The organism is Thalassospira lucentensis (assembly GCF_011806425.1).
In the GTDB taxonomy this organism is placed as follows: domain Bacteria; phylum Pseudomonadota; class Alphaproteobacteria; order Rhodospirillales; family Thalassospiraceae; genus Thalassospira; species Thalassospira lucentensis_B.
In genome coordinates this window covers 374,105-397,443 of the sequence record NZ_JAATOV010000002.1, presented here as the reverse complement: position 1 = coordinate 397,443, position 23,339 = coordinate 374,105, and the positions used below count along the sequence as shown (strand labels likewise).

Sequence of the window (23,339 nt, the reverse complement as noted above, 5' to 3'; positions counted from 1 at the left end):
AATGATGAAGCCGGAAGACTTCGATTTCGTAAGCAGACTGATAAAGTCAAAGTCCGGGCTCGTTCTGAGCGAGGACAAGACTTATCTGCTCGAAAGCCGGCTGATGCCGATCGCGCGCAAGCGCGGCCTGAAAGATTTGGGTGAGCTGATTAGCGCCATGCGTGGCGGGGATCGTCAGCTGGTCGAAGATGTCGTCGATGCAATGACGACCAATGAAAGCTTCTTTTTCCGCGATACCAAACCGTTTGATCAGTTCCGTCATGTCGTGTTGCCCCACATGATCAAGGCGCGTGCGTCCAAACGCCACTTGCGCATTTGGTGTGCGGCGGCGTCTTCGGGCCAAGAACCTTATTCGCTGGCGATGATCCTTGATGAATTCAAAAGCCAGCTTTCGGGATGGCGCATTGAAATCATTGGTACGGATATCTCGCGTGAGATTTTGACAAAGGCCCGTGCGGGGCTCTATTCCCAATTCGAAGTCCAAAGGGGCCTTCCGATTAACCTTCTGGTGAAATATTTCCAAAAGCAGGAAGACCAGTGGCAGATTTCGGCCGATATTCGATCAAAGGTCCAGTACAAGGAATTCAACCTTTTGGACGATTTCCGTCCGCTGGGTCAGTTTGACATTGTCTATTGCCGTAACGTGCTGATTTACTTTGATCAGCCGACCAAAAGCGATGTGTTGTCCCGCATTTCGGCCTTGATGCCAGATGATGGTTTCCTGTTCCTTGGTGGGGCGGAAACGGTGTTGGGCATTTCGGACAAATTTAAACCGCTGGCACGTCAGCGCGGTATCTATCAGTTGAACCGCCCGGGTGCACCCGAAGTTGATCTGGCCGCGCTTGAAAAGGCGCAGGCTGGCGGCACGGCGGCAGCATCAAGTGGGGCTGCTGCGGGTGGATTGACCTTCCAAAAGCCAAAACACATGCAAACTGGGGCTGGAACGACAGCAGGATCCGCTGCGCGTCCGACAACCCCAGGCGCGACCACGCCCGGTTCGACTGCGGCGCGTCCGTTTGGGACGACGGGGACGAGCGGTACAACCGGTTCAACTGCACGTCCTGGCGTAACGCCGCCGCGTCCCGGTACGACAGGGACAACCGGCACCACGGGCACGACTGGCACAGGTAGCTCGTTTAGTCGACCAGCAGGATCGACCGGCACCGGGTCGACTACACGCCCGGGCACGACGGGAACTGGCACGACTGGTACAACTGGCTCAACCTATCGTCGGCCGCTTGGTACTGGGTCCACAGGAACGGGTTCCGGTGGTACGACACCAACGCGTCCTTCAACGGGGACTGGAAATACCAGTGGGACAAGTGGCACGACACGCCCGTCTTCCACTTTTGACCGTTCCCGTTTCGGGAAACCCGAAGACAAAAAGTAAGTGAGATAAGACCGTTCGGTTCGGGATTTCTGTTTGGTGCAGTTATCGCGGCTTAGCTTTGGGCAGCCCAACACATCAAATCGCTCTCGTAGATACAAAAACGCCCCGGTGCAGAGCCGGGGCGTTTTTTGGATCGTGCGGGCATCTTTTTAAAATTCCCGAAACACCAAGGTTTAGGGGGCTGGCAAAAGACTAGGCCGCAGCGCTATTGGTGTCAGGATCGCGCAGCACATAGCCCCGGCCCCAAACCGTATGAATGTAGTTGTCGCCCTTGGTCGCAGACTGGATTTTCTTGCGCAGTTTGCAGACAAAAACGTCAATGATCTTAAGTTCCGGCTCGTCCATGCCACCATACAGGTGGTTGAGGAACATTTCCTTGGTCAGTGTCGTGCCTTTACGCAGCGACAGCAATTCAAGGATGCCATATTCCTTGCCAGTCAAATGCAAGGGTGAACCGTCCACATCGACGGTGCGCGCATCAAGGTTCACATTCAGTTTGCCGGTCGAAATCATCGATTGGGCATGACCGCGTGAGCGACGGACGATCGCTTGAATACGGGCCAGAAGCTCAACCTTGTCGAAAGGCTTGGTAAGATAATCGTCTGCACCGAACCCAAGGCCTTTGACCTTGTCTTCGGTTTCTGTCAGCCCCGAAAGAATAAGGACCGGGGTGTCAACGCGTGCATCGCGTAAACGTCTGAGGACCTCGTAGCCGTCTATATCGGGCAACATAAGGTCCAACAGAATAATATCGTAATCATAAAGTTTACCGATCTCGAGGCCATCTTCGCCAAGATCAGTTGTATCGATCACCATACCTTCAGATTTGAGCATCAGCTCAATGCTATCCGAATAGGTATTGTCATCCTCAACCAGCAGCACCCGCATGTCTCTGCTCCGTTACCGTGTTCCGCAATAAGTCCGTGTCTATCCGCTTTTTCGATAACCGCCCCAACGATTTTCGACCGGAATTTTTTTCCCATTCCGTTAACGATACGTTGCTTTGCGACTCGTGGCAAGAAGCCGAGTCGCATATCGTTAACTTTTTTTTGTGTCACAGTTCTGTTGCACGCCGAATGTGAGTTTTTCCAACGGTTTGCGGCATTAATAAACTGGGGGACAAAAATCATTATTTTTTGCGTTTTTGCCAAATACACAGCTTTTTAACGCCAAATGTGCAAATATATTTAAGTCGACGCGAAGCGATTTGCCACCCTGCGGTTGTTGGGGTGGGGATCAATATCGGGTCCTGTTTCATCTGACGTGCGGTAATTAGAAAAGTCCCTGACGTGTTTAAAATCGGTCGCAACATCATCTCAGAACTTCGTGGCATTCCCGAATATCGGACAGTGGGGCGTGTGACCGCGGTTTTGGGCCTCTTGGTCGAAATCGGCGGGGTCGAAGGTGCGCTTTCGGTTGGGGATCGATGCAAGGTCAAACGTCGGGACGGAAAGCCGGTGGTGTGCGAAGTCGTTGGTTTTCGCAATGAACGCGCGCTTTTGATGCCGTTTGGCATTTTGGATGGCATCGGGATTGGCTGTGACGTGGAGCTGGCTGATACCCAACCACAAGTGTACCCAGATGAAAGCTGGCTGGGCCGGGTGGTAAATGCCTTTGGTCAGCCGGTTGACGGCAAAGGACCATTAAGCGAAGGGCATCAGGCCTATCCCATTCGCAATATGCCGCCATCAGCCCATTCGCGCCAACGGGTGGCGGGCAAGATTGATCTTGGTGTACGGGCGATGAATACGTTTTTGACCGTCTGTCGCGGTCAACGTATGGGCATTTTCGCGGGGTCCGGTGTTGGTAAATCGAGCATGCTCTCGATGATGACGCGCCACACCACATCAGATGTTTCCGTGGTCGGGTTGATCGGGGAACGTGGTCGCGAAGCACGCGAATTTATCGAAGATGATTTGGGCGAAGAAGGCCTGAAGCGGTCTGTGGTTGTGGTCGCAACATCGGACGAGCCGCCTTTGATGCGCCGCCAAGCAGCCTATATGACCATGGCGATTTCGGAATATTTCCGCGATGTCGGGCGCGATGTGCTGTGCATGATGGATTCCGTGACCCGTTTTGCCATGGCCCAGCGCGAAATCAGCCTTTCGGTGGGGGAGCCACCAGCATCCAAGGGCTATACGCCGACCGTGTTTGCCGAATTGCCGCGTTTGTTGGAACGGGCCGGTCCCGGTGGGCCGGGGCAGGGATCAATTACGGGGCTGTTTACGGTTTTGGTTGATGGTGATGACCATAACGAACCGATTTCCGATGCCGTGCGTGGTATTTTGGATGGGCACGTGGTGCTGGATCGTTCCATTGCGGAGCAAGGGCGATACCCGGCGATTAATATCCTGCGCAGTGTGTCGCGTACGATGCCCGGCTGTAATACCGAGGCCGAAAATCAGATTGTAACGCGTGCAAGGCAATTGTTGGCGACCTACGAAGACATGGCGGAGCTGATCCGGTTGGGGGCGTATCGTCAGGGGACGGATGCCAAGGTCGATGAAGCGATCCACTACTTTCCGCTGATCGAGGAATTCTTAAAACAGCGTAAAACCGAATGCATGCGCCTAAATGAAGGGTATGTCGATCTGGCCCAGCGTCTGGATATGTTGCCGGCCCAAAATGACCAAGGTGTTGCGAATGCCCAAATGGCCAATCAGCCGATGGCGGGCAATGGCGCGCAGGCCGGGGCGCCAAACATGAATGGCCGACCGCAAGTAAGTAGCCGTTCTAATAATGCCGACGGTCGTGATTTAAACGCGGAAAAACGCGCCTTGGGGCGTAATGGTGGCCTGTGATTTCTGGTCGTATCGGCTTTGTGGCATGGGATAGGTAGTTTCCGATGGCAAAAGACTTCAAAACGCTGGTTCGCATGCGCAAATGGGCGCTTGATGAAAAGCGCCGGGAACTTGGCGAGATGCTTAGCGTGCTTGAAAATTTGTTTGGCGAAAAAGAAGCCCTTGAGCAGGCCGTGATTAACGAGCAAAAGGTCGCCGCCGAAAATCCCGGAATGATTGGCTTTGCCTATGCCGGGTTTGCCAGTGCCGTCGTTGCCGAACGCGCGGCATTAGAGGAACGCATTGCCGAACAAGAAAGCAAAATCGATGCGTTTCGCGATGAAGTTGCAGACGCGTTTAAGGCGATGAAAACAGCCGAGATTGCCGAGCGCAACCGCGTCGAGGCCGAACGCGCCGAAGAAGATCGCAAAGAACAAGAAGAACTTGACGAAATCGGCATGCGCTCGGCCACGCGTGATGACGGGCTTATTTAACAGCGACGTTATCTGTTGAAGATTTCGGACGTTCGGCAATCAGCTTTTCGATGAATGCGGCGATGTTGTTTTTCGCAGCCCCCTCATTTGCAAGGCGCAGTCGCTGGATTGCAAATGGTGAATCGCCAAAGGTTGCCGTGTGCTCAGCCGGAACTTCCTGATCAAAGATGGCTTTGTTCGTTTGGCTATCGATCACTTCGTAACGCACACGCGTACGCACCGTGAAGTTAAGTCCAAATATCGGCTGATCGACTTCCAAAAGGGTCGCGCGCAGTTTGTAGGGCGCACCATCTTTTAGTTCCGACAGGATACCCGCATTCTCAAGCGATTTGATCAGTGCTTTTTCAAAGGCCTGGCTGCTGATTTCCGAGGTCCATAACGGGTTGGTATCTTCGCCGCCATCGACACGCGCAACAGTGACATTCTGATGATACGCGGTCGTTTGCACGGTTGTCGTATCAACCGCGTCTGTCACGACCATGTTTTGGAATTCTGCAGGCGATGCGCAGGCGGTCAATATCGCCAAGCCAAAGACGGCGGCGAGCTTTTTCATTACGGAATTCATATAACGGTTCCCCAATATCAGATCGTCGATTTCCCCTGCTGCATCCAAAAGGATGCAGCATTTAGGAGAAGACGATAAAGAGGATACCCGTTCAAGATGTTTTTTAGCGTCGCGGTTGAATTTTAGTTAGGCCGCGATATCGACACCGGTTTCGATGCCTGTTGCTTTGCGCAAATCATCGGGGGTAATGGAAAACACGGTTTTAGGCGTGCCAGCGGCAAGCCAAATGGTTTTCTTTTTAAGCAGTTTTTCATCTAGCAGCGTTTCAACCGGGTTGGCATGGCCAAAGGGCGGGACACCGCCAATGGCATAGCCTGTCATATCACGGACTTCTTGCGCGGTTGCCTTGCGGATTGAAAAGCCGATTAATCCGGCAACGCGGGCTTCGTCGACTGTGTCGGCACCGTTCATGATGATCAAAACCGGGCGCCCAGGTTCGGTGACGAACAGCAGCGATTTGCCAATGTCACTGATGTCACAGCCAATGGCCGCAGCGGCGTCGGCAGCGGTATGTGTACCTTCGGGAAAGGCAAAGACTTGCGTATCGGTAAGAGCATGCCGCTCAAACGCACTTTGAAGACATTGAGGGGGAGAAACCTTATCCATTACGACACCTCTTTTTCTTTTACGCTTTGTTTTTGTTTCCGCTTTTGATTGAGCAAGTTTAGCGTCTCAACCGATAAGCTAAAGGCCATTGCAAAGTAAATATAGCCTTTGGGGATATGAATAGAAACACCATCAAGTAACAGGACAAACCCGACCAAAATAAGAAAAGATAATGCCAGCATTTTGACCGAGGGGTGTTTTTCAACAAATTCGCCAATGGTCTTAGCCGCAAGCAGCATCACCAACACAGACAATACCACTGCGATCATCATGATCGAAACGTGTTCAACTAGACCCACAGCAGTGATCACACTGTCGAGCGAGAAAATAATATCAAGCAACATGATCTGCACGATGGTCATGGCGAAGCTCGACATCAATTTACCCGGCCCCTGTTCGTCGGGTGTGTCGATGGTATGATGGATTTCCTTGGATGCCTTGGCGATCAGGAACAACCCGCCAAAGATCAGGATCAGGTCGCGTCCGCTGATATCTTTGCCAAAGGCGGAAAACAGCGGCGCGGTCAGTTCCATCACCCAAACGATGCCCAGCAAAAGACCAAGCCGCATTGCCATCGCGCCCAGAAGACCAATCCGGCGTGCACTGGCCTGTTGGTTTTGCGGAAGTTTGGAAACAATGACCGACAGAAAAACAATGTTGTCGATCCCAAGAACAATTTCGAGTGCGGTCAGAGTGGCAAGACCCATCCACATGTGAGGATCACTGATCCATTCAAACATGATTTACGTTTCCAAACAGGGTTTCATGATAGTTTTTCGTTACGCGTCGTAAAACGCGTTTTGGTGCGGTATTTCGATGCGATACGATGCGTTATAAGGTGTAAGGCACAGGTATCTAACGCAAGCGTGAATTGATTTTGACGCAAGAGTGTTGAAAAAGTGACTGCAATAACAACAATTTTCGTCCCAATGCGCGGTGGCGATAGATTGACCGGTTTACATGTAAAAGGATTATCCAGGATGCGTTCAAAAATGCGCCGTTTCGTTTCGGCGGTTGCCGTGGCAGCCGGACTTGCCACAACGTCCATCGCTGTTCCGGCCTTTGCCGATCCTGCGCCCGATGTTGGAAACTGGCAATCGGTTCTGGATCAGGCACGCGGCCAAACGGTTTATTGGCACGCCTGGGGCGGGGAACCACGCATTAATGAATATATCGATTGGGCTGGTGGGCAGCTTCTTGAGCGCTATGGCGTCAATGTTGTTCAAGTCAAACTGACCGATACAGCCGATGCCGTCAGCAAGGTCTTGTCCGAAAAGACCGCTGGTGTCGATGATGGTGGCGCGGTCGATATGATCTGGATTAACGGTGAAAACTTCGCCGCGATGAAGCGAAATAACCTGCTGTTTGGTCCGTGGGTTGAGGACGCACCGAATTTTGACTATGTCGACGTCAAAGGCAAACCAACGGTGGTGAATGATTTTACCGTTCCGACGGTTGGTCTTGAAGCCCCATGGGGGATGGCGCAGGTCAGTTTTTATTACGACACGGCAAAGCTTGATAGTGTGCCAAAATCAGCGCAGGCATTGCTTGAATGGCTGGCAAAACATCCGGGTCGATTTACCTATCCCCAGCCGCCAAACTATATGGGATCGACCTTTTTAAAGCAGATTTTGACCGAGTTGGTCGATGATCCCAAAGTTCTGCAGCAACCCGCCGATGAAGTGGATGCCAAAAAGGTTCTCGCGCCGCTTTGGGGCTATCTTGATGATTTGCAGCCGCTGTTGTGGCGCAATGGTCAGGCCTATCCGCAAAACGGTGCGGCGATGCGGACACTTTTGGCCGATAACGCGGTCGATATTGCCTTTTCGTTTAGCTCCGGCGAGGTTTCATCGGCCATTGATGCGTTTGAGCTTCCCGATACCGTGCGATCCTATGTGTTTGACCACGGCACGTTGGGCAATACCAACTTTGTCGCCATTCCCTATAATGCGTCTGCAAAGGCCGGTGCGATGGTTCTGGCCAATTTCCTGATGTCACCAGAAGCACAATTGCGCAAACAAGACCCAAAATATTGGGGGTCTGATACGGTTCTTGCGATGGATAAGCTGCCAAGCGATATGCAAAAGGCCTTTGCCGATCTTGATCTGGGCGTTGCATCGCTGTCACCGTCAGAGCGCGGCACGGTATTGCCCGAGCCCCATCCAAGCTGGATGAGCTTGGTCGAAGAGCAGTGGCAGAAACGCTATGGCGTTGCCCAGTAATCGCGGATGCTTCGGCTTTTCCCGATCCTGACACTTGTTTTTATGGTCGGCCCGGTGACTGCCGGGCTGATCGGAACGTTTTTGCCGTCCTTTGGCATTTTACCGGCCCTTGGCGGGGACGGTGCCAGTCTTGATCCTTGGCGGGCTTTGCTGGCCCAGCCGGGGCTTTGGCAATCGGTTCGGTTGTCGTTGTTTAATGGCCTTGCGGCAACAGCGATTTCTGTTGCGATTGTGATGCTGTTTTGTGCCGCGTGGCAAGGAACGCGCATTTTTCGCGCTGTGCAGCGCCTATTGTCACCAATTCTATCGGTCCCACATGCAACAGCCGCGTTTGGTTTGGCGTTCCTGATTGCGCCATCGGGCTGGATGGCGCGTTTAGTGGCACCATTTATGGGATGGGACCGACCGCCAGAATTGGCGATCCTTCATGATCCCTTGGGGATCGCGATGGTCATCGGGCTTGTGACCAAGGAAATTCCGTTTCTGTTTTTAATGACGTTGGCAGCCTTGCCGCAAGCCGATACGGAGCGGACTGCACAGGTCACGGCAAGCCTTGGCTATGGTCGAATTACCGGTTGGTTCAAGGCGACCTTGCCACGCATTTATCCGCAAATTCGCCTGCCGGTTTTGGCGGTTCTGGCCTATTCAACATCAGTTGTTGATGTGGCCATTATCTTGGGCCCGACAACGCCCGCCCCATTGGCCGTGCGCATTTTGGGATGGTTGTCGGACCCGGATTTGGCCAAACGTTTTATGGCGTCAAGCGGTGCGGTTTTGCAATTGGCCCTCGTTTTGATTGCGATGGCGGTGTGGCTTAGCGCAGAAAAGATCATCGGTGTTCTCGGGCGTCGTGCAATGGTCGATGGTCGGCGCCTTGCCCATGATGGTTGGTTACGTCACGTCGGCGCGGGGCTGGCGATCATTGCGGTTGGGGCGGTGATCCTTGGTTTGGTGGTGCTGTTTATGTGGAGCATCGCCGGGTTTTGGGCATTCCCCGATATTTTGCCGCGCAATTTCAGCCTGCGTCTTTGGGGGCGGGAGTTCGGTGCGCTAGGTGACAGCCTTTTGGTGACACTGATGATCGGTGTGCCGAGTGTTTTGATTGCGGTGGCACTGGTTTTGGGATGCCTCGAAAACGAAGTGCGGCGGGGATTGCGGCGGCATAAAGCGGTAATGTGGCTAATTTACCTGCCGCTGTTGGTGCCACAAATTAGTTTCATGTTTGGGCTGCAGGTGTTTTTCACCCTTATCGGCTTGGAACGCACTTTAACCTCGGTGGTTCTGGTGCACCTTGTGTTTGTGCTGCCCTATGTGTTTTTGTCGCTGTCTGATCCGTTTCGTGCCCTTGATCCGCGCTATGGGCAAACCGCACTTTGTCTTGGCGCGTCGCCGACCCGGGTGTTTTGGCAAGTACGATTGCCGTTGCTGACCCGTGCTGTTCTGACCGCGATGGCGGTTGGTCTTGCGGTGACGGTCGGGCAATACTTACCAACCCTTTTGATTGGGGCAGGGCGGTTTGCAACCGTCACGACCGAGGCCGTGGCACTGGCGGCGGGTGGGGACCGCCGGATGATCGGGATTTATGGGCTATTGCAGATGTTGTTGCCCTTTGCCGGGTTTGCCTTTGCCTTGCTGATCCCGGCCGTGGTGTTTGCCAAGCGTCGTGGTATGGGCGGTATGGGTGACAGGGGCGGGAATAACGCGACATGAAGGACAGCATGACCACATCACAAACGCCAGAAGCATCAAAGTCGCAACACGCACAGCACGCACAGCACGCACAGCACGGACAAGACGGGCTTGAGCTTTGTGATATTGCCATTCGATTGGGTGATCGGGTGTTGGTTGATCTTGATCTTGTGATCGCACCGGGCGAGATCGTGACCCTGATGGGGCCAAGTGGTTCGGGTAAATCAAGCTTGCTGGGGCATATATGCGGCACATTGCCTGCCGCCTTTGACGTTCAGGGCGCTGTGCGCCTGAATGGTCGCGTCTTGGATGGTTTGGCGCCACAGGACCGGCATGTGGGCATTTTGTTTCAGGATGATTTGCTGTTTCCGCATTTGTCGGTTGGCGGCAATTTGGCCTTTGCCTTGCCTGCATCGATCAAGGGCCGGGCCGAACGTAAGGCCCGGATTGACAATGCCCTTGAAAGTGCCGGGTTGGCCGAATTTGCCGACCGCGACCCGGCGACCTTATCAGGGGGGCAGCGCGCACGGGTGGCCTTGATGCGGGTGTTGTTATCCCAACCGGGTGCCTTGTTGCTTGATGAGCCGTTTTCAAAACTTGATAGTGATCTGCGCGATCAGATCAAATCTTTTGTGTTTGATCTTGCACGGCAAAATCATCTGCCGACTTTGATGGTTACCCACGACCCAGAAGATGCTCAGGCCGCACATGGCAGGGTGATTTCGCTTGATTAAGCACAGCCTTTCGTGCGCTTAAATTGCTGGTAAATCGGGTCGTTTGGCCCTATAGCATCATTACCGCAAAGAATTGTCTTGGGCGTGATGCATTCCATCAAGTGGCCCACGCGGCACGGAGAATGTCGTGCATGTTTCCTGAAGAAATGTATGCAATCGTCCCAAACGCATTGGACACAGCAACCTGTGAACGTTTGATCGCAGGGTTTGCCGATGAAATGGATGAAGGCGGCCTTGTGCAAGGTCAATCTGCCAGCCATATTCGTCGTTCCAAAATCACCTGGTTTAACGAAGAACAAGAGCCGGAAGTTTCGCGTCGGATCATTGATCTGGTCGCAGAGGTAAACCGGAATGTGTTTGACTTTTCCCTGACCGATTTTGCCGAAGATGCGCAGATTGCATGCTATTCTGGGGATCGCCGCGGTCATTATGACTGGCACAGCGATACTGGGGCATCTGAAGTTGCCAAGCGTCGCAAGTTAACCCTTGTGATCCAGCTGTCTGAACCTGACGATTATGAAGGTGGGTTGTTGCAGCTTAACCCGTCGGGCAATGTGATTGATGCACCGATGACACGCGGGACGGCGATTTTCTTTCCGAGTTTTGTTTTGCATCGGGTCGCACCGACCACGGCGGGTCTTCGATATTCACTGACCCAATGGGTGCACGGTAACCCGTTTCGCTAGGGCGTCTAAGACCCAAGGTTCAGCAACCTTAATAGCGTTCCAGCCGATCCAAAAGACGCGGGTTGCCCCATTTGGGCTGGCGGTCTTCAAGGGCGGTCTCATGGTGGAAGATTTGATCGTTATCGGCTGTTTGTTTGCTGAGGCGCAAACTGATCCAGCGCGGCACGAGTTCGTTGTTGAAATCATCCATCAATAGAACGGCGGCACTTTCAAAATTTTCAAACGGTATATTGGAAATTTCGGTGTAATAGTCGGCCAGCGCACCGGTTTTCAGGATCAAACGATCAGGCACATAGCGTAGTGTCATCCGGGCCGGAAAGACGTTTTGCGTCCCGGTCAGGTTGCTTTGCAGTGTCACGACATAATCAATCTGCGGGCCTGGATTGGGTTCGGTCAGGATCAGGTTGCGCCGCTGGAAGATTTCAAGCATGTCTTGGTAACCGTTGTTGTGCCACGATGAACGCATAGAATACGTGTTGCCATGCATTGGTAAAAGGCTTCATTTCAAAGGGGCTGTGTGGGGCGGTGATTATGCCTCGATCCCGTGATGGGAATTGGGGCCATCGTCATCCGGGATGGGATCAATTTCGACAAAGCGTGAGCCATCCTGAAACACCATATTCCCCTTATAGCCAGAGATTTGCAGCGCATCGCGGAAAATGCCACGGATATCGTCACGGTTTTCGGGCTTTAATGGATTTTCGGTACGGATGATCAGGTCAAACTTGTTGTCTTCGCCTTTGACCAGCCCATCAAGTTGGGTGTGGCCCACCTCGCTAAAGGAAAGGTCGAGCAAAAAGCGGGTGCCTGGATCTTCCTTTTCGCCATTTTCATTTTCCTGATTGCCGTGACGCCAGCCCAATTGCAGCTGTTCGATTTTGTCGCCCATATTAAATGGCATCGCCATCACGCGCCAACCATCGGGACGTTCATCCGCCGCCATGCCCCGCAGATGACCAAAGTCACCATCAAGGCGTTTAAGCCCGCCCGGCCCATCCGCATCGCCAAGGCCCGCCAGGCTGTTGGCGGCACGATCCCCGATCCAGCCACGTAAGCTGCCATTTGGGCCGGTCATCGCGGCAAAGAAGAACATCATCGTCGCGGTCAGTTTCGGCCCCGGCTGCGGCAGATTATTCATTAGCGACATTGCCGCACCGGGATCATGTTGCTGCAAGGTGCTCAGCGCTTGTTGCAAGCTGCCCCAATCGCGCGAAAGGGCGGCATTTTGCCCGCGTGCGATCAAGTCAGCCTCGCTCATGGGCATGGACGTTGCCACCCGGCCCGTGCCCGCCGCATCAACGCCAAATGAAAGCGTGGCACCCGTTGGTGCCGGTGTGGGCAATTTGATGCCGACAATGCCAGCCGATGTGCGCAAGGCGGTAAAGCCGTTGGGCAGCATTTTGGCTTCGGCGCTGTTGGGGGGCAGGACGGTACCGGTCAAAAGCAGTGTGGGCGCGGATTGTCCGCCGCCTTGCAGGATGGCGGCTTGATTGGGCGCTGTGGTCAATGTGGCGGTTGCGGTGGCCGCACTAGCCGTTCCCGCCGTTCCGGCGGCCGCAGTGGCACCGGACGCGGTATTTAAGGCCTGTGCTGCCTGTTGGGCAGTGACCGTGCCCTGACCCAAGAAGATCACCTGTGTCTGGCTGCCAGCCGGAAGCTGCGTTCCGTTGGGCATGGTCAGGGCCGATGTGGTGACAGCCGAAAATGTCTGGCCGGGTGTCAGGCTGCTGCCGGTGATGTTGCCCGCGGCAATGGCCGTTCCGGGGCCACTTGCACCGGGGGTCAGCGTTTGGGGCAACAGTTGCAGGCGCAGGCCATCGGTCGGGTTTGCCGTGGTGCCGGTGGTCGCCGCCTGATTACCACTGGGAATGCGGGCCCAGATCAGATCCCCTAAATTGGCAGGAAGCGGGGTCGGGAGTTTAAGCGTGACCTGCCCCAAGGCCGTGGCAAGGGTTACTTGGTTTCCCGACTGCGATCGTATTGCGGCTTGAAGAAGGGCTTCGACCGGCAGTTTTGCCAGGGCAGCGGCCGCTTGTTGCGACGTTGCGTTGGTGACGGTGCCGGTTACTTGTGCCGGGGTTGCGGGCTGCCCGCCTTGGCCGGTGGTGCCTGCCGACGCCTGTCCGCCGACACTGGGTCCTGGCGATATGGCTTGCGGCGGCAGGGTCATGGCAAATTATTCCTCAAGCAGGGATTGGGCGATGGCCTCTATATCGCGGGCGGCATCACAATTTGGATGGCGCATCAAAAGCGGTGTTTGGTTGCGAATGCATTCTGACACCTTCGGATCGGCACGTACAACACCCAGCAAAGGCGGCGAGATTTTCAAGAAGCCTTCGCATGCTTTTAGCAGCTTATTATAGATCGCCTGACCTTCTTTGGTGTCCTTGGCCATATTAACCACAACCCGAATGTCGGTTTTCGGGCGGGCCATATGTGTGATTTTGATAAAGGCATAGGCATCCGTCAACGAAGTTGGGTCGCCATTGGTGATGACAATAACCGTGTTGGCAAGGCCAGTCATTTGGCGCACGCCCTGATCAACACCTGCACCAAGATCAATCAGGACCTTGTCATAGGATTTCCCGGTCTGGATCAGATCATCGGACAGGGCTTGCAGGCGGGTAGCCGGAAGATTGGCAAGGCTGCCCGAACCGCTGCGCCCGGCAATGATGTCAAAACCGCCGTCTGGGAATTTGGTTACCGCATCTTTCAGGCCAATACGACCGGAAATAACACCGCCCAGATCGTGCTTTGGCATCAGGCCAAGCTGAATATCAATATTGGCAAGGCCAAGATCGCCATCAAACAGCAATGCCTTTTGGCCTTCGAGAACCATGGCATGGGTCAGGGTAATGGAAAACCATGTCTTGCCCACGCCGCCTTTGCCAGATGCGACGGCAAGAACATTGCGGCCTCTGGTGCGCGGGGCAGATTTTGGAGTGGCATCGGACTTGGTCGTCATTTCATGACCTCGGAGAAGCTCGGTTTCGCGGTGTTGGCGCGATGGGACGGTATGAGAAGTTTGGCCAGGGCAAGGGGACTAAGCGCTGTCAGACCGTCTGCAACCTGTGGCGTCATACTTACATTACAAAGAGAAAGATTTCCTGAATCCGCCCCATATAGCGCACCGCCAAGGCGGGCAGCAACATCAAGGCGTGATATCATTATACGGGTCGCACCGCCATCGGCAAAGGCATTGGCGATATCCGCAGACTCATCGGCATCAATTCCCGCCGGGTTAACCAAAATGGTTTCGCTGGGAATGGATGATAAGAAATCACAAAGCGTGCCAATATCACTTTCGAGATACGGATTGCAGCTTGCCGTATCAATCAGGATCATGTCGGCATCGCGAATTTCGGCAAATCGCGCTTTGAGTTCCTCGGCCGATTTGGCCTGAACCAGATCAATATTCAAAATCCGCGTGAATGCCGATAATTGGGCAACGCCACCGGCCCGCTTATAATCGGTCGTGATCACGGCAACTTTGCGTTTTTTCATCACGGCCCGGGCGGCGGTTTTGGCAACGGCCAAGGTTTTTCCCGATCCCGGTGGGCCGACAAAGGCCAGTGCGCGCGGCGTATTTTTTTCAGGCAGCGGCGAGAAATCAAAAATTTCGTCAAGGGCGCCGGCCAACAATTGCTGGGCTGATGCTGCCGCGGTTTCGCGCGCCATCAGATCGACAAGGCGGATACGCAACCGTTCAGGAAAGTTATGCCGGGTTAACGCATCGGTCGCGACATCAAGCTGTTCTTGCAGGGCCGGGGTAGGTGCACCGTCATCGCCAGCATCGAAATCAGGATCATGATCGAGTGCTGCCGTCAGGCGCACACCACTTCCGGGGATATCTTGGGTCGATACAATGATGGCATCAGAGCCCATATGCTCTTTCACCAGCGCCATGGCTTCTGTCATGGTGGGGGCTGTAAATGTCTTAAGACGCATTCAAACCCTCCTGACTGGCTGAGCCCGAAAACGGGCGTGTGATCACGATACACATCATTAAATCTGCCCCAGGGTTTTAAGTTGTGCCTTGGGGTGAATTTCGTTTTGCGACATAACCACCGTGCTTGGGCGGAAACGTTCAACGATGGACCGCACATAGGGACGAATGCCCGGGCTGGTCAGAAGAACCGGTGATTCCCCCATCATACCCAACCGTTCAAATGTGGTACGGACTTTGTTGATGAATTCTTGAAGCTGGCTTGGCGGAATGGAAAGCTGTTTTTCCTCGCCCGAGCCAACCAGACTTTCAGCAAAAATCTGTTCCCATTGCGGGGACATGGTCACCAGCGGAATGACGCCTTCGTGGTTGGTGTTCACATCGGAAAGCTGGCGCGCCAAACGGGACCGCACATGTTCGGTCATGAAGGTTGGGTTGCGGGTAAAGGCGGTTGCCTCGGCCACACCTTCGAGAATGGTCGGCAGATCGCGAATGGAAATGCGCTCGGTCAGAAGGTTTTGCAAGACACGCTGAACACCGCCAACGGAAACCAGGCTTGGTACGATGTCTTCGACCAGTTTTTTCTGATCCTCGTCGAGTTCGTCGAGCAGTTTCTGGGTTTCGGCATAGGACAGAAGTTCGGGCATGTGGTCCTTGATCACTTCGGTAATGTGCGTCGTGATCACGGTTTGCGGATCCACCACCGTATAGCCACGGAACATGGCTTCTTCTTTCATGCCCTGTTCGATCCACATGGCCGGCAGGTTAAAGGTCGGCTCCATGGTTTTTTCGCCCGACAGGGTAATTTCCTCGCCGCGCGGGTCCATGACCAACAACATGTTCGGACGCAAGTCACCGCGGCCTGCTTCAATTTCCTTAACCCGCAGCACATAGGTATTGGCGGGTAGTTGCATATTGTCCTGAATACGCACAGACGGCATGACAAAGCCCATGTCGCCGGCCAACTGACGGCGGAGGGCCTTAATCTGATCGGTCAGTTTCTGACCGCGTTCGGTGCTGATGAGCGATAGCAAGCCATAGCCCAATTCAAGCCGCACGTAATCCATGCGCAGCGAATTGGCGATGGGTTCTTCGGGCGGTGGTGCGGCGGCATCGGCGGCAGCCTGCGTTTCCTGTGCCATTGCACGGTTGGCGGTGTCTTTTTGTTTCTTACCCATGTAATAGGCAAGATAGCCCAACCCAATGGCAAGCCCCAAGAACCAGACCATTGGAATGCCGGGCAAAAGCGACATGCCGCCCATCAAGGCCGCGGCAACACCGATTGCGGCGGGGTAGTTACTGATTTGGCCAAAGACGGCCTTTTCCGTCGCCCCGTCAAGACCACCCTTGGTCACCAAAAGACCCGCAGCGGTGGAAACAATCAGAGCCGGGATTTGCGATACCAGACCATCGCCAACCGTCAGGATGGTGTAGGTTTCGGTCGCCTCGCCAAGGGACAAGCCCATTTGGGCGGTACCGATAATGATCCCACCGATTACGTTAATGAACGTAATCAGAATACCGGCGACCGCATCACCGCGTACGAATTTGGATGCACCATCCATCGACCCAAAGAACGAACTTTCGTCTTCAAGTTCTTTACGGCGTGCTTTTGCCTGTTCTTCGTTGATCAGGCCAGATGACAGATCGGCATCGATCGCCATTTGCTTGCCGGGCATGGCATCAAGGGTGAAACGGGCGGCGACTTCGGCGATACGCCCGGAACCCTTGGTGATCACGACAAAGTTAATGATCACCAGAATGGCAAACACAATGATCCCGATCACGAAGTTCCCGGAAATCAGGAAACTACCGAACGCCTCAATCACGGCACCGGCGGCATGGGTGCCTTCGTGCCCGTGGCCTAAAATCAGGCGGGTTGTCGCGATGTTAAGGGCAAGTCGCAACGACGTTGCGACCAGAAGGATCATCGGAAAGGAGTTAAATTCAAGCGGCTTTTGGATAAACAGCGAGGTCATCAGGATCAGCACGGAAAAGCTGATCGAAAGGGCCAACATGAAATCAAGCAGCCAAGGCGGCATCGGGAACATCATGACCACAAGGATCATGATGAAACCAAGCGCCATTGCGATATCACCACGCTTAAGCGCAGAGGAAACACGCGCCTGAAGGCCAGCCATGCTCACGCCGCCAGCACCGCCGCCGGGGCCGTCAGACCCGCCTGATCCAGTCGGTGTGATATCTTGACCTTCGGCCATTGTGTTTGCTGGTTATCCTGTTGGTTACGCGTATTTTGTGACGGTTGTTTCAGTGTTGTATATGGGAACGAGGCGGGGCGTTGTCACGATCCGTCGTTGCCATCACCAGGTGCCGGGACCGCAAGCCCGTCATCGGTATATTGCCGCAATTTGTTGCGCAATGTCCGAATGGAAATCCCCAGAATGTTTGCCGCATGGGTACGGTTGCCAAAGCAATGCTTTAACGTATCAATGATCAGATCACGTTCGACGTCCGCGACCGTACGCCCAACCAGAAACGCCGTGCCCGAACCGTTATCGGTTGTGCTGTTTGCATCACCGGCTTCGTCAGCAGAATGGTCATCCGACGCGGGGGCAGCCGGTTCTGGCGATGATGGTGCTGGTTGCGGGGCAGGTGTAGGGGCAGGCGCACTTGGCTGATAGGCCGAGGACGCCGCACCATAGGCCGCATTCGCACTGGCATAGGCGGAATTCGCCCGCGCGGCAGAGGGGGCCGCTGGTGCAGGTGCCGCTGGAGCTGGTTGCTGTGCCGCCGCGGGGGCTGGCTCATGCGGGGTGCCGCCGGTCAACAGGATGGCTTCGGGGCCGATTTCATCGGGACCTGCGACAAGAACAGCGCGGTGCATGGTGTTTTCTAGTTCACGCACATTGCCGCGCCAGTGGTGCGACAGCAAACGTGTTATCGCCAGCGGGCTGATCGGCCGAATTGGCACTTCGTTGGCTTCGGAATATTTTTTGACAAAGAATTCCGCCAAAATCGGAATGTCGTCGGGGCGTTCGCGCAAAGACGGAATGTCCAGATTGACCACGTTTAAACGGAAATACAAATCTTCGCGGAAATTGCCAGCGTTGACTTCGGCCTCAAGATTGCGGTTTGAGGTTGCCAGAATACGGACATCAACCTTAACCGGGCTTTTGCCGCCCAGACGATCAATTTCCTTTTCCTGAATGGCACGCAGCAGTTTTGCCTGCAGACGGACATCCATTTCGCTGATTTCATCAAGCAAAAGGGTGCCACCATTGGCTTCTTCAAATTTACCAATCCGACGGGCCTGCGCGCCGGTAAAGGCACCTTTTTCATGGCCAAACAGCTCAGATTCCAGAAGGTTGTCCGGGATGGCTGCACAGTTGACTGCAATAAAGGGTTTGTCTGCACGGTTGGACTTGCGATGCACAAAGCGCGAGATGATTTCTTTACCGGTCCCGCTTTCGCCGGTGATCAGGATGGAGGCCGAGCTTTTGGCAACTTGTGTCGCCAGTCGCAGGGTTTCGGCCATCTTGGCATCACGATGGATCAGGGCGTGGCTTTCTTCGGTCACGGCCTCGAAAATGGCGGCGATCAGGTCGGCCTCAGGCGGCAGGGGGATAAATTCCTGCGCGCCAGCTTTGATGGCGTTGACCGCTCCATTGACATCGTTGCCAATGCCGCATGCGACGACGGGAACACTGATGCGTTCTTGGGTCATGGCCGAAATAAGCGATGCCACATCAAGGGTGATATCGGCCATGACAACATCAATGCGGTTGCCAGCCCGCAGGATATTTAGCGCGGTCGTAACGCTTTCGGCCAATTGCACCGAAGCGCCGCGCGCCATTGCGATCTTGCTGGCTGCGCCGATTTGTCCGCCCAATCCACCAACGATCAGTACCTGCATAGTCTCATCTCTTTCCGATCATTTTCGATTGGCCGCGAAAGCCGCTTTGATAAAGAGAAGTTCGGGGCCGAAAATTCCAAGTTATTGATCAATCGAAATAGCTTACACGTTTTGACGGCGGCAGGATCGAATTGATTAGCATTTCAAGACGACGTGGGTTTTCCTGACGACCAATGGAAACCGCCCCTACCATGTAAACCGAATTCAGAAGCTCTTCGTCGTTCGAGTTACGTTCAAGTTTACCAGCAAGTGGCATAAACACCATGTTGGCCAGAACCGCGCCATAGAACGTTGTCAAAAGTGCCACCGCCATTGAAGGCCCGATAGAAGACGGATCATCCAAGTTACCAAGCATCTGCACCAGGCCGATCAGCGTCCCGATCAGTCCCATTGCCGGGGCAACATCGCCTGCTTTACGCAAGATGTTTGCACCTTTTTGGTGGCGTCCGATGGTGGCGTTCATATCTTTGCGCATGATCGCTTCGACTTCTTCGGACGGGGTGCCATCGACAACAAGCGACAAGCCCTTCCACAGGTATTCTTCGCTTTGAAGGCTATCGAGATGCCCTTGCAGGGACAAAACGCCGCCTTTTCGGGCGATTTCGGCCAGTTGCAAAATCTGTAACGCGGCATCAGCCGGATTGCGCGATTTGTGGAAAATCGTCCGCATCAGGATTTTGCCTGAGCCCAAAAACTCGCCAAGGGCAAAGCTCACGGCCGTAATCGCGGCCGTCCCCCCGATCACAATCAGAACAGACGGGATATCGATAAAGGCACCAGGCGAGCCGCCAAATATGATTGCCGCAATGACAAGCGCGAAGCCAATGACCAGTCCCCCGACTGTCGCAATGTCAAATGACGTCTTCGTCCCCCCTTCGGCCATAGTCGCGTATCCCTTCCTGCGTTAGCTTTTCTCAGACTTAATAATTTCCGTCATGGTCACGCCAAGACGGTCTTCAACAACTACCACTTCGCCGCGCGCGACCAAACGGTTGTTTACATATATATCAATAGCTTCACCAACTTTACGGTCAAGCTCTACGACAGCACCGCGACCAAGTTTCAGCAGTTGACTGACTTGCATGGTTGCTTTTCCAAGCACAGCAGAGACCTGAACGGGAATATCATACACCGCTTCGAGGTCCTTGGACGTCTTCATCTGTTCGCTGCCACTTTGGGCAGCTGCAAGAAGTTCCGTACCTTCGCCGTCGAAATCGTTGTCGCTGTCTTCGAGATCGGAGAGTTCAATATCGTCGTCTTCAGCCATCATTAGTCTCCTGCATCTTTTGGCGGTTGCTTCTCAGCATCCGGGTCATCTGCTTGGGGCGGATTTGGCGTCGAACCATGGTCACGGTTTTCATCCTGCCCAGCAGATGTGCCCGGTGTTGGGCGGACAGAGTGCGGGTCGGTCGGTTCAGTTGCGTCGGGACTTTGGACCTGCGCGGTGCCGTTGTCGCCGTTATCTATCTTGTTTGCCGCATCCTCATTTACGTTCTGCGTCTCGCCGTCTTGGGCGACGTCGGAGGCATCCTCAAATTCGCTGTCTGATTCCTGTGCCGTATGCCCGGATGTTGGTGCCGATGTTTTCGCATCATCGACAGGCATTTCAGACGCTAGATCAGACGTTTGCATCACATCGTCAGGTGATGTTTGCACATTCTGCGGATCGGTGCCATTGCCTTCTTTTACGTGATCTTCGGACGGCGCGGAAGGTGTGGTTTGGTTGTCTGTGTCCGAGGTAACATTTTGCGCGGTATCTGCGCTTTCCTGTCCCTTTTGTGCTTCGAGGCCGGTTGCCGCGCCATGATCGCTTTCAATTGGTTCGTCGGCATCTGAAGACGCCGGTGCGCTTTCGGCGGCTGGCGCTTCGTCCGGCCGCCGGGTTTGCTGAACGTCGGGATCGCCCATATCGCTTTGGGGTAGGTCATATTCCTCGCGATGGAGGTCGAGCGCACCATCAACGATGGCGTTCACTTCTGACCAGACACGGCCACTGTCACGAACTGCAGTACCATCACCCCAAGAAACCATGCAATCGCCGCGCGCAACTTCCGGCTCGCCAATGACGATCACATTGCCAGAAAAACCACGTGATTCGGCAATTTGCTGTGCGCTTTCGGAAATTTTCTGCTCAAGCTCGGGATGGACTTTGACGATGACTTTTGGGGCCTCAAACAAGTTGGCCAAGCATTGGCGCACGATGTCTTCGATTTCGGTCAGTTCGTATTTTTTCGACCAGGCAGGGGCCAGTTTGCGGATAACGCCCAAAGCAACATGGATGGCATCCTCGTTGATCTGTGCGTTCGCACGCTTTTGCTGCTCATCAATCTGCGAGAGCTTTTCCCCAATAACCGCTTGGCAGTCTGCGGCTGCTTTTTCCAGTGATGTCAGGATTTCCTGACGGCCTTGTTCCAAGCCTTGGGCGTGGCCTTCTGCCAATGCCTGCTCGCGCGCAGCATTTTCGGCGTCGGCGACCATTTGGGCGGCTTGCTCTTCGGTGTAGATCGCAGGTGGCGGCGGAGGAGGAGCTTCCTCTTCCTCTTTTTTCTTCTTTTTGCCCACGTCGTAATGTTCGTCATCTGCTCCCGATGAGCGAATGACATTGTCTGCATCATCAAAACTTAGGGCAAATGTGAACTTTTCAATCGCCGTCATATCGAACCGCTAAACCGCCTTGAGCAACATGAAGGTGGGCAGCCAAAAGCTGCCGGTGAGACTGTAACTGACTGGATCATTAGTTTTCCTGATACAGCCAGTTGCGAATGATCGCGAGTGCTTCCTCAGGATGTTTGTCGACAATCTCACCAATTTTCTTAACCGAAGACGCTTTCACACGGCCTTCAACCATGGAAAGATTGATCAATTCTTCGCCGTCTTCCATGCCAGGCGCCATCGGCACAGGCGCAGGTCCTTCAAGGGCCGGGGTGCCGTCGGCTGTCATTTCGTCAGAAAGCAACTGACGCTGTGCCATGTCCGCCGCACTTGGAAGTGTTTCGAACGCACGTGTAAGGAGCGGGCGAACCACCAGAAGGATGACCAGGATTGCGACAATCGCCAATACCAGCATCTCGGCGATACGGAAGATTTCAGCCTTATCCAGTCCAAGGAAGGTTTCGATATCTTCGTCGGCAAACAGATCGGTGGTATCGGCAAATTGCATATTCACCACTTCGACCTGATCGCTACGTTGCGGATCATAGCCGATTGCACTGCGCACAAGGGCGGCAATTTTCTCAAGATCCTCTGGCGAGCGTTCCTGATAAACCCGTTCACCATTTTCATCGGTGGTGTAGGTGCCGTCGACAAGAACCGCCACGGTTATGCGCGAAATTTCGCCAATTTCCTTCACCTGTGTGGTGGTGGTTTTGGAAATTTCGTAATTGACGGTTTCTTCGGATCGGGTTTCCTGACTTTGGGTGCCCGCACCGGCCCCAGCGCCAAGGTTCGGATCAGGAAGATTGTTTTGCAGGGTTACCGGATCATTGCCTTCTGTCTCGGAATTGGTTGAATTTTCGTCAATCGTCTGGCTGGAGCGGACAACCCGCTCATCGGGGTTGAAGCGTTCATCGGCCGTTGTGACCTTGTTGAAATTCATCTCAACCGAAACTTCGGCACGCACTTCGCCATATCCCAACGAGCGTGACAGAAGATCTTCGATGGTGTTGCGCAGACGGCTTTCGTTGCGAATGCGCATTTCGTCGGCCGATTGGGTCAGGAAGGTCGTTGATTGCTGTTCACCATCGCCGCGCGCAAGAAGGCGACCGCGTTCATCAATGATAGATACTTTGCCGGGATCCAGCTGCGGGACAGCAGCAGCAACGAGGTGCTGAATGGCAACGACTTGTTCGGGTTTAAGCTCACCACCGGCCATCTTAACCGCGATAGACGCGCTTGCCTGCTGGGTTTCGCGTGAGAACATCTGACGCTTTGGCAGAACCAAGTGAACTCGGGCGTGTTGGATCGACTGGATCGATGCGATGGTTCTTGCCAGTTCGCCTTCCAGGGCGCGGACGTGGTTGATATTCTGTTCGAAACTGGTGGCGCCAAAACCATCGGCATTGTCAAAAACTTCGTAACCGACCGAACCCCCGGCGGGCAGGCCGTTTTCCGCCATGCTCAGACGCATACGGTTGACCTGGTCGGCGGGGACGAGAATTTCGGTGCCGTTATTCAGAAGCTTATAGCTGACCTGCTGATCTTCGAGGCGATTGACGATCTGACTGGCATCGGCAGGATCAAGGTCGCGGTAGAGCAGTTCCATGTTCGGTGTCGAAACACGCATGATCAGGAATGTAAAGAAGACAAGCAGCAACACCCCGACGCCACAAATGGCCATCAGGCGTGTTGGTCCCA

21 protein-coding genes are annotated in these 23,339 nt (G+C 54.3%); 7 read left to right on the top strand and 14 right to left on the bottom strand.

Annotated elements, in window-relative coordinates:
- Position 1: 1 nt before the first annotated feature.
- On the top strand, positions 2-1,390 hold the full coding sequence (locus HCZ99_RS20880) for a CheR family methyltransferase (protein ID WP_167446310.1): 1,389 nt from the start codon (positions 2-4) through the stop codon (positions 1,388-1,390).
- Between the two features lie 192 nt (positions 1,391-1,582).
- Here HCZ99_RS20880 and ctrA read toward each other — a convergent pair whose 3' ends face one another.
- Positions 1,583-2,278, bottom strand: coding sequence for a response regulator transcription factor CtrA (gene ctrA, locus HCZ99_RS07395; protein ID WP_167446309.1), 696 nt, complete (start codon positions 2,276-2,278; stop codon positions 1,583-1,585).
- Positions 2,279-2,679: 401 nt separating this feature from the next.
- Between ctrA and fliI the strand changes: the two genes are divergently transcribed.
- Entirely contained in the window at positions 2,680-4,191 is a 1,512-nt protein-coding gene (gene fliI, locus HCZ99_RS07390) for a flagellar protein export ATPase FliI (RefSeq protein WP_167446308.1), read from the top strand.
- 44 nt (positions 4,192-4,235) lie between these two features.
- On the top strand, positions 4,236-4,664 hold the full coding sequence (locus HCZ99_RS07385; RefSeq protein WP_167446307.1) for a flagellar FliJ family protein: 429 nt from the start codon (positions 4,236-4,238) through the stop codon (positions 4,662-4,664).
- Here the strand turns inward: HCZ99_RS07385 and HCZ99_RS07380 are convergent.
- The 3 genes from HCZ99_RS07380 to HCZ99_RS07370 all read right to left on the bottom strand — a co-directional run bounded on the left by HCZ99_RS07380 (position 4,657) and on the right by HCZ99_RS07370 (position 6,575).
- Positions 4,657-5,229, bottom strand: a complete 573-nt coding sequence (locus HCZ99_RS07380; RefSeq protein ID WP_217701470.1) for a hypothetical protein — start codon at positions 5,227-5,229, stop codon at positions 4,657-4,659. The genes HCZ99_RS07385 and HCZ99_RS07380 overlap by 8 nt on opposite strands.
- Positions 5,230-5,355: 126 nt before the next feature.
- The gene (locus tag HCZ99_RS07375; protein WP_167446306.1) at positions 5,356-5,835 is read right to left on the bottom strand and encodes a YbaK/EbsC family protein; all 480 of its coding nucleotides are present in this window, start codon (positions 5,833-5,835) and stop codon (positions 5,356-5,358) included.
- Positions 5,835-6,575 (bottom strand): TerC family protein, encoded by a 741-nt coding sequence (locus tag HCZ99_RS07370; RefSeq protein ID WP_167446305.1) that lies wholly within the window; start codon positions 6,573-6,575, stop codon positions 5,835-5,837. Before HCZ99_RS07370 ends, HCZ99_RS07375 begins: the two co-directional genes overlap by 1 nt.
- 252 nt (positions 6,576-6,827) lie before the next feature.
- Between HCZ99_RS07370 and HCZ99_RS07365 the strand changes: the two genes are divergently transcribed.
- From HCZ99_RS07365 to HCZ99_RS07350, 4 genes are all read left to right on the top strand, one after another.
- On the top strand, positions 6,828-8,057 hold the full coding sequence (locus HCZ99_RS07365) for an ABC transporter substrate-binding protein (RefSeq protein WP_254869508.1): 1,230 nt from the start codon (positions 6,828-6,830) through the stop codon (positions 8,055-8,057).
- A 6-nt stretch (positions 8,058-8,063) separates the two neighbouring features.
- Entirely contained in the window at positions 8,064-9,767 is a 1,704-nt protein-coding gene (locus tag HCZ99_RS07360; protein WP_167446303.1) for an ABC transporter permease, read from the top strand.
- Positions 9,768-9,775: 8 nt separating this feature from the next.
- Positions 9,776-10,480 carry an ATP-binding cassette domain-containing protein gene (locus HCZ99_RS07355; protein WP_167446302.1) on the top strand — a complete coding sequence of 235 codons (705 nt, stop codon included), beginning with the start codon at positions 9,776-9,778 and terminating at the stop codon, positions 10,478-10,480.
- 131 nt (positions 10,481-10,611) lie between these two features.
- Positions 10,612-11,166 (top strand): prolyl hydroxylase family protein, encoded by a 555-nt coding sequence (locus tag HCZ99_RS07350; protein WP_167446301.1) that lies wholly within the window; start codon positions 10,612-10,614, stop codon positions 11,164-11,166.
- A 28-nt stretch (positions 11,167-11,194) separates the two neighbouring features.
- Here HCZ99_RS07350 and HCZ99_RS07345 read toward each other — a convergent pair whose 3' ends face one another.
- The 10 genes from HCZ99_RS07345 to fliF form a co-directional block, all read right to left on the bottom strand.
- Positions 11,195-11,596, bottom strand: a complete 402-nt coding sequence (locus tag HCZ99_RS07345) for a hypothetical protein (RefSeq protein WP_167446300.1) — start codon at positions 11,594-11,596, stop codon at positions 11,195-11,197.
- 99 nt (positions 11,597-11,695) lie between these two features.
- On the bottom strand, positions 11,696-13,336 hold the full coding sequence (locus HCZ99_RS07340; RefSeq protein ID WP_167446299.1) for a hypothetical protein: 1,641 nt from the start codon (positions 13,334-13,336) through the stop codon (positions 11,696-11,698).
- A gap of 6 nt (positions 13,337-13,342) precedes the next feature.
- Entirely contained in the window at positions 13,343-14,131 is a 789-nt protein-coding gene (locus tag HCZ99_RS07335) for a MinD/ParA family protein (protein ID WP_167446298.1), read from the bottom strand.
- Positions 14,128-15,114 carry a GTP-binding protein gene (locus HCZ99_RS07330; RefSeq protein ID WP_167446297.1) on the bottom strand — a complete coding sequence of 329 codons (987 nt, stop codon included), beginning with the start codon at positions 15,112-15,114 and terminating at the stop codon, positions 14,128-14,130. The genes HCZ99_RS07335 and HCZ99_RS07330 overlap by 4 nt, the downstream gene beginning before the upstream one ends.
- Positions 15,115-15,171: 57 nt before the next feature.
- Entirely contained in the window at positions 15,172-17,331 is a 2,160-nt protein-coding gene (flhA, locus tag HCZ99_RS07325; protein WP_175581432.1) for a flagellar biosynthesis protein FlhA, read from the bottom strand.
- A gap of 83 nt (positions 17,332-17,414) precedes the next feature.
- Entirely contained in the window at positions 17,415-18,986 is a 1,572-nt protein-coding gene (locus HCZ99_RS07320) for a sigma-54-dependent transcriptional regulator (protein ID WP_167446296.1), read from the bottom strand.
- Between the two features lie 88 nt (positions 18,987-19,074).
- Entirely contained in the window at positions 19,075-19,869 is a 795-nt protein-coding gene (locus HCZ99_RS07315) for a motility protein A (RefSeq protein ID WP_167446295.1), read from the bottom strand.
- A 21-nt stretch (positions 19,870-19,890) separates the two neighbouring features.
- Positions 19,891-20,253 (bottom strand): flagellar motor switch protein FliN, encoded by a 363-nt coding sequence (gene fliN / locus HCZ99_RS07310; protein ID WP_167446294.1) that lies wholly within the window; start codon positions 20,251-20,253, stop codon positions 19,891-19,893.
- 2 nt (positions 20,254-20,255) lie between these two features.
- On the bottom strand, positions 20,256-21,641 hold the full coding sequence (locus HCZ99_RS07305) for a FliH/SctL family protein (RefSeq protein ID WP_167446293.1): 1,386 nt from the start codon (positions 21,639-21,641) through the stop codon (positions 20,256-20,258).
- A gap of 79 nt (positions 21,642-21,720) precedes the next feature.
- The gene (gene fliF, locus HCZ99_RS07300) at positions 21,721-23,322 is read right to left on the bottom strand and encodes a flagellar basal-body MS-ring/collar protein FliF (protein ID WP_217701469.1); all 1,602 of its coding nucleotides are present in this window, start codon (positions 23,320-23,322) and stop codon (positions 21,721-21,723) included.
- Between the last annotated feature and the right edge of the window lie 17 nt (positions 23,323-23,339).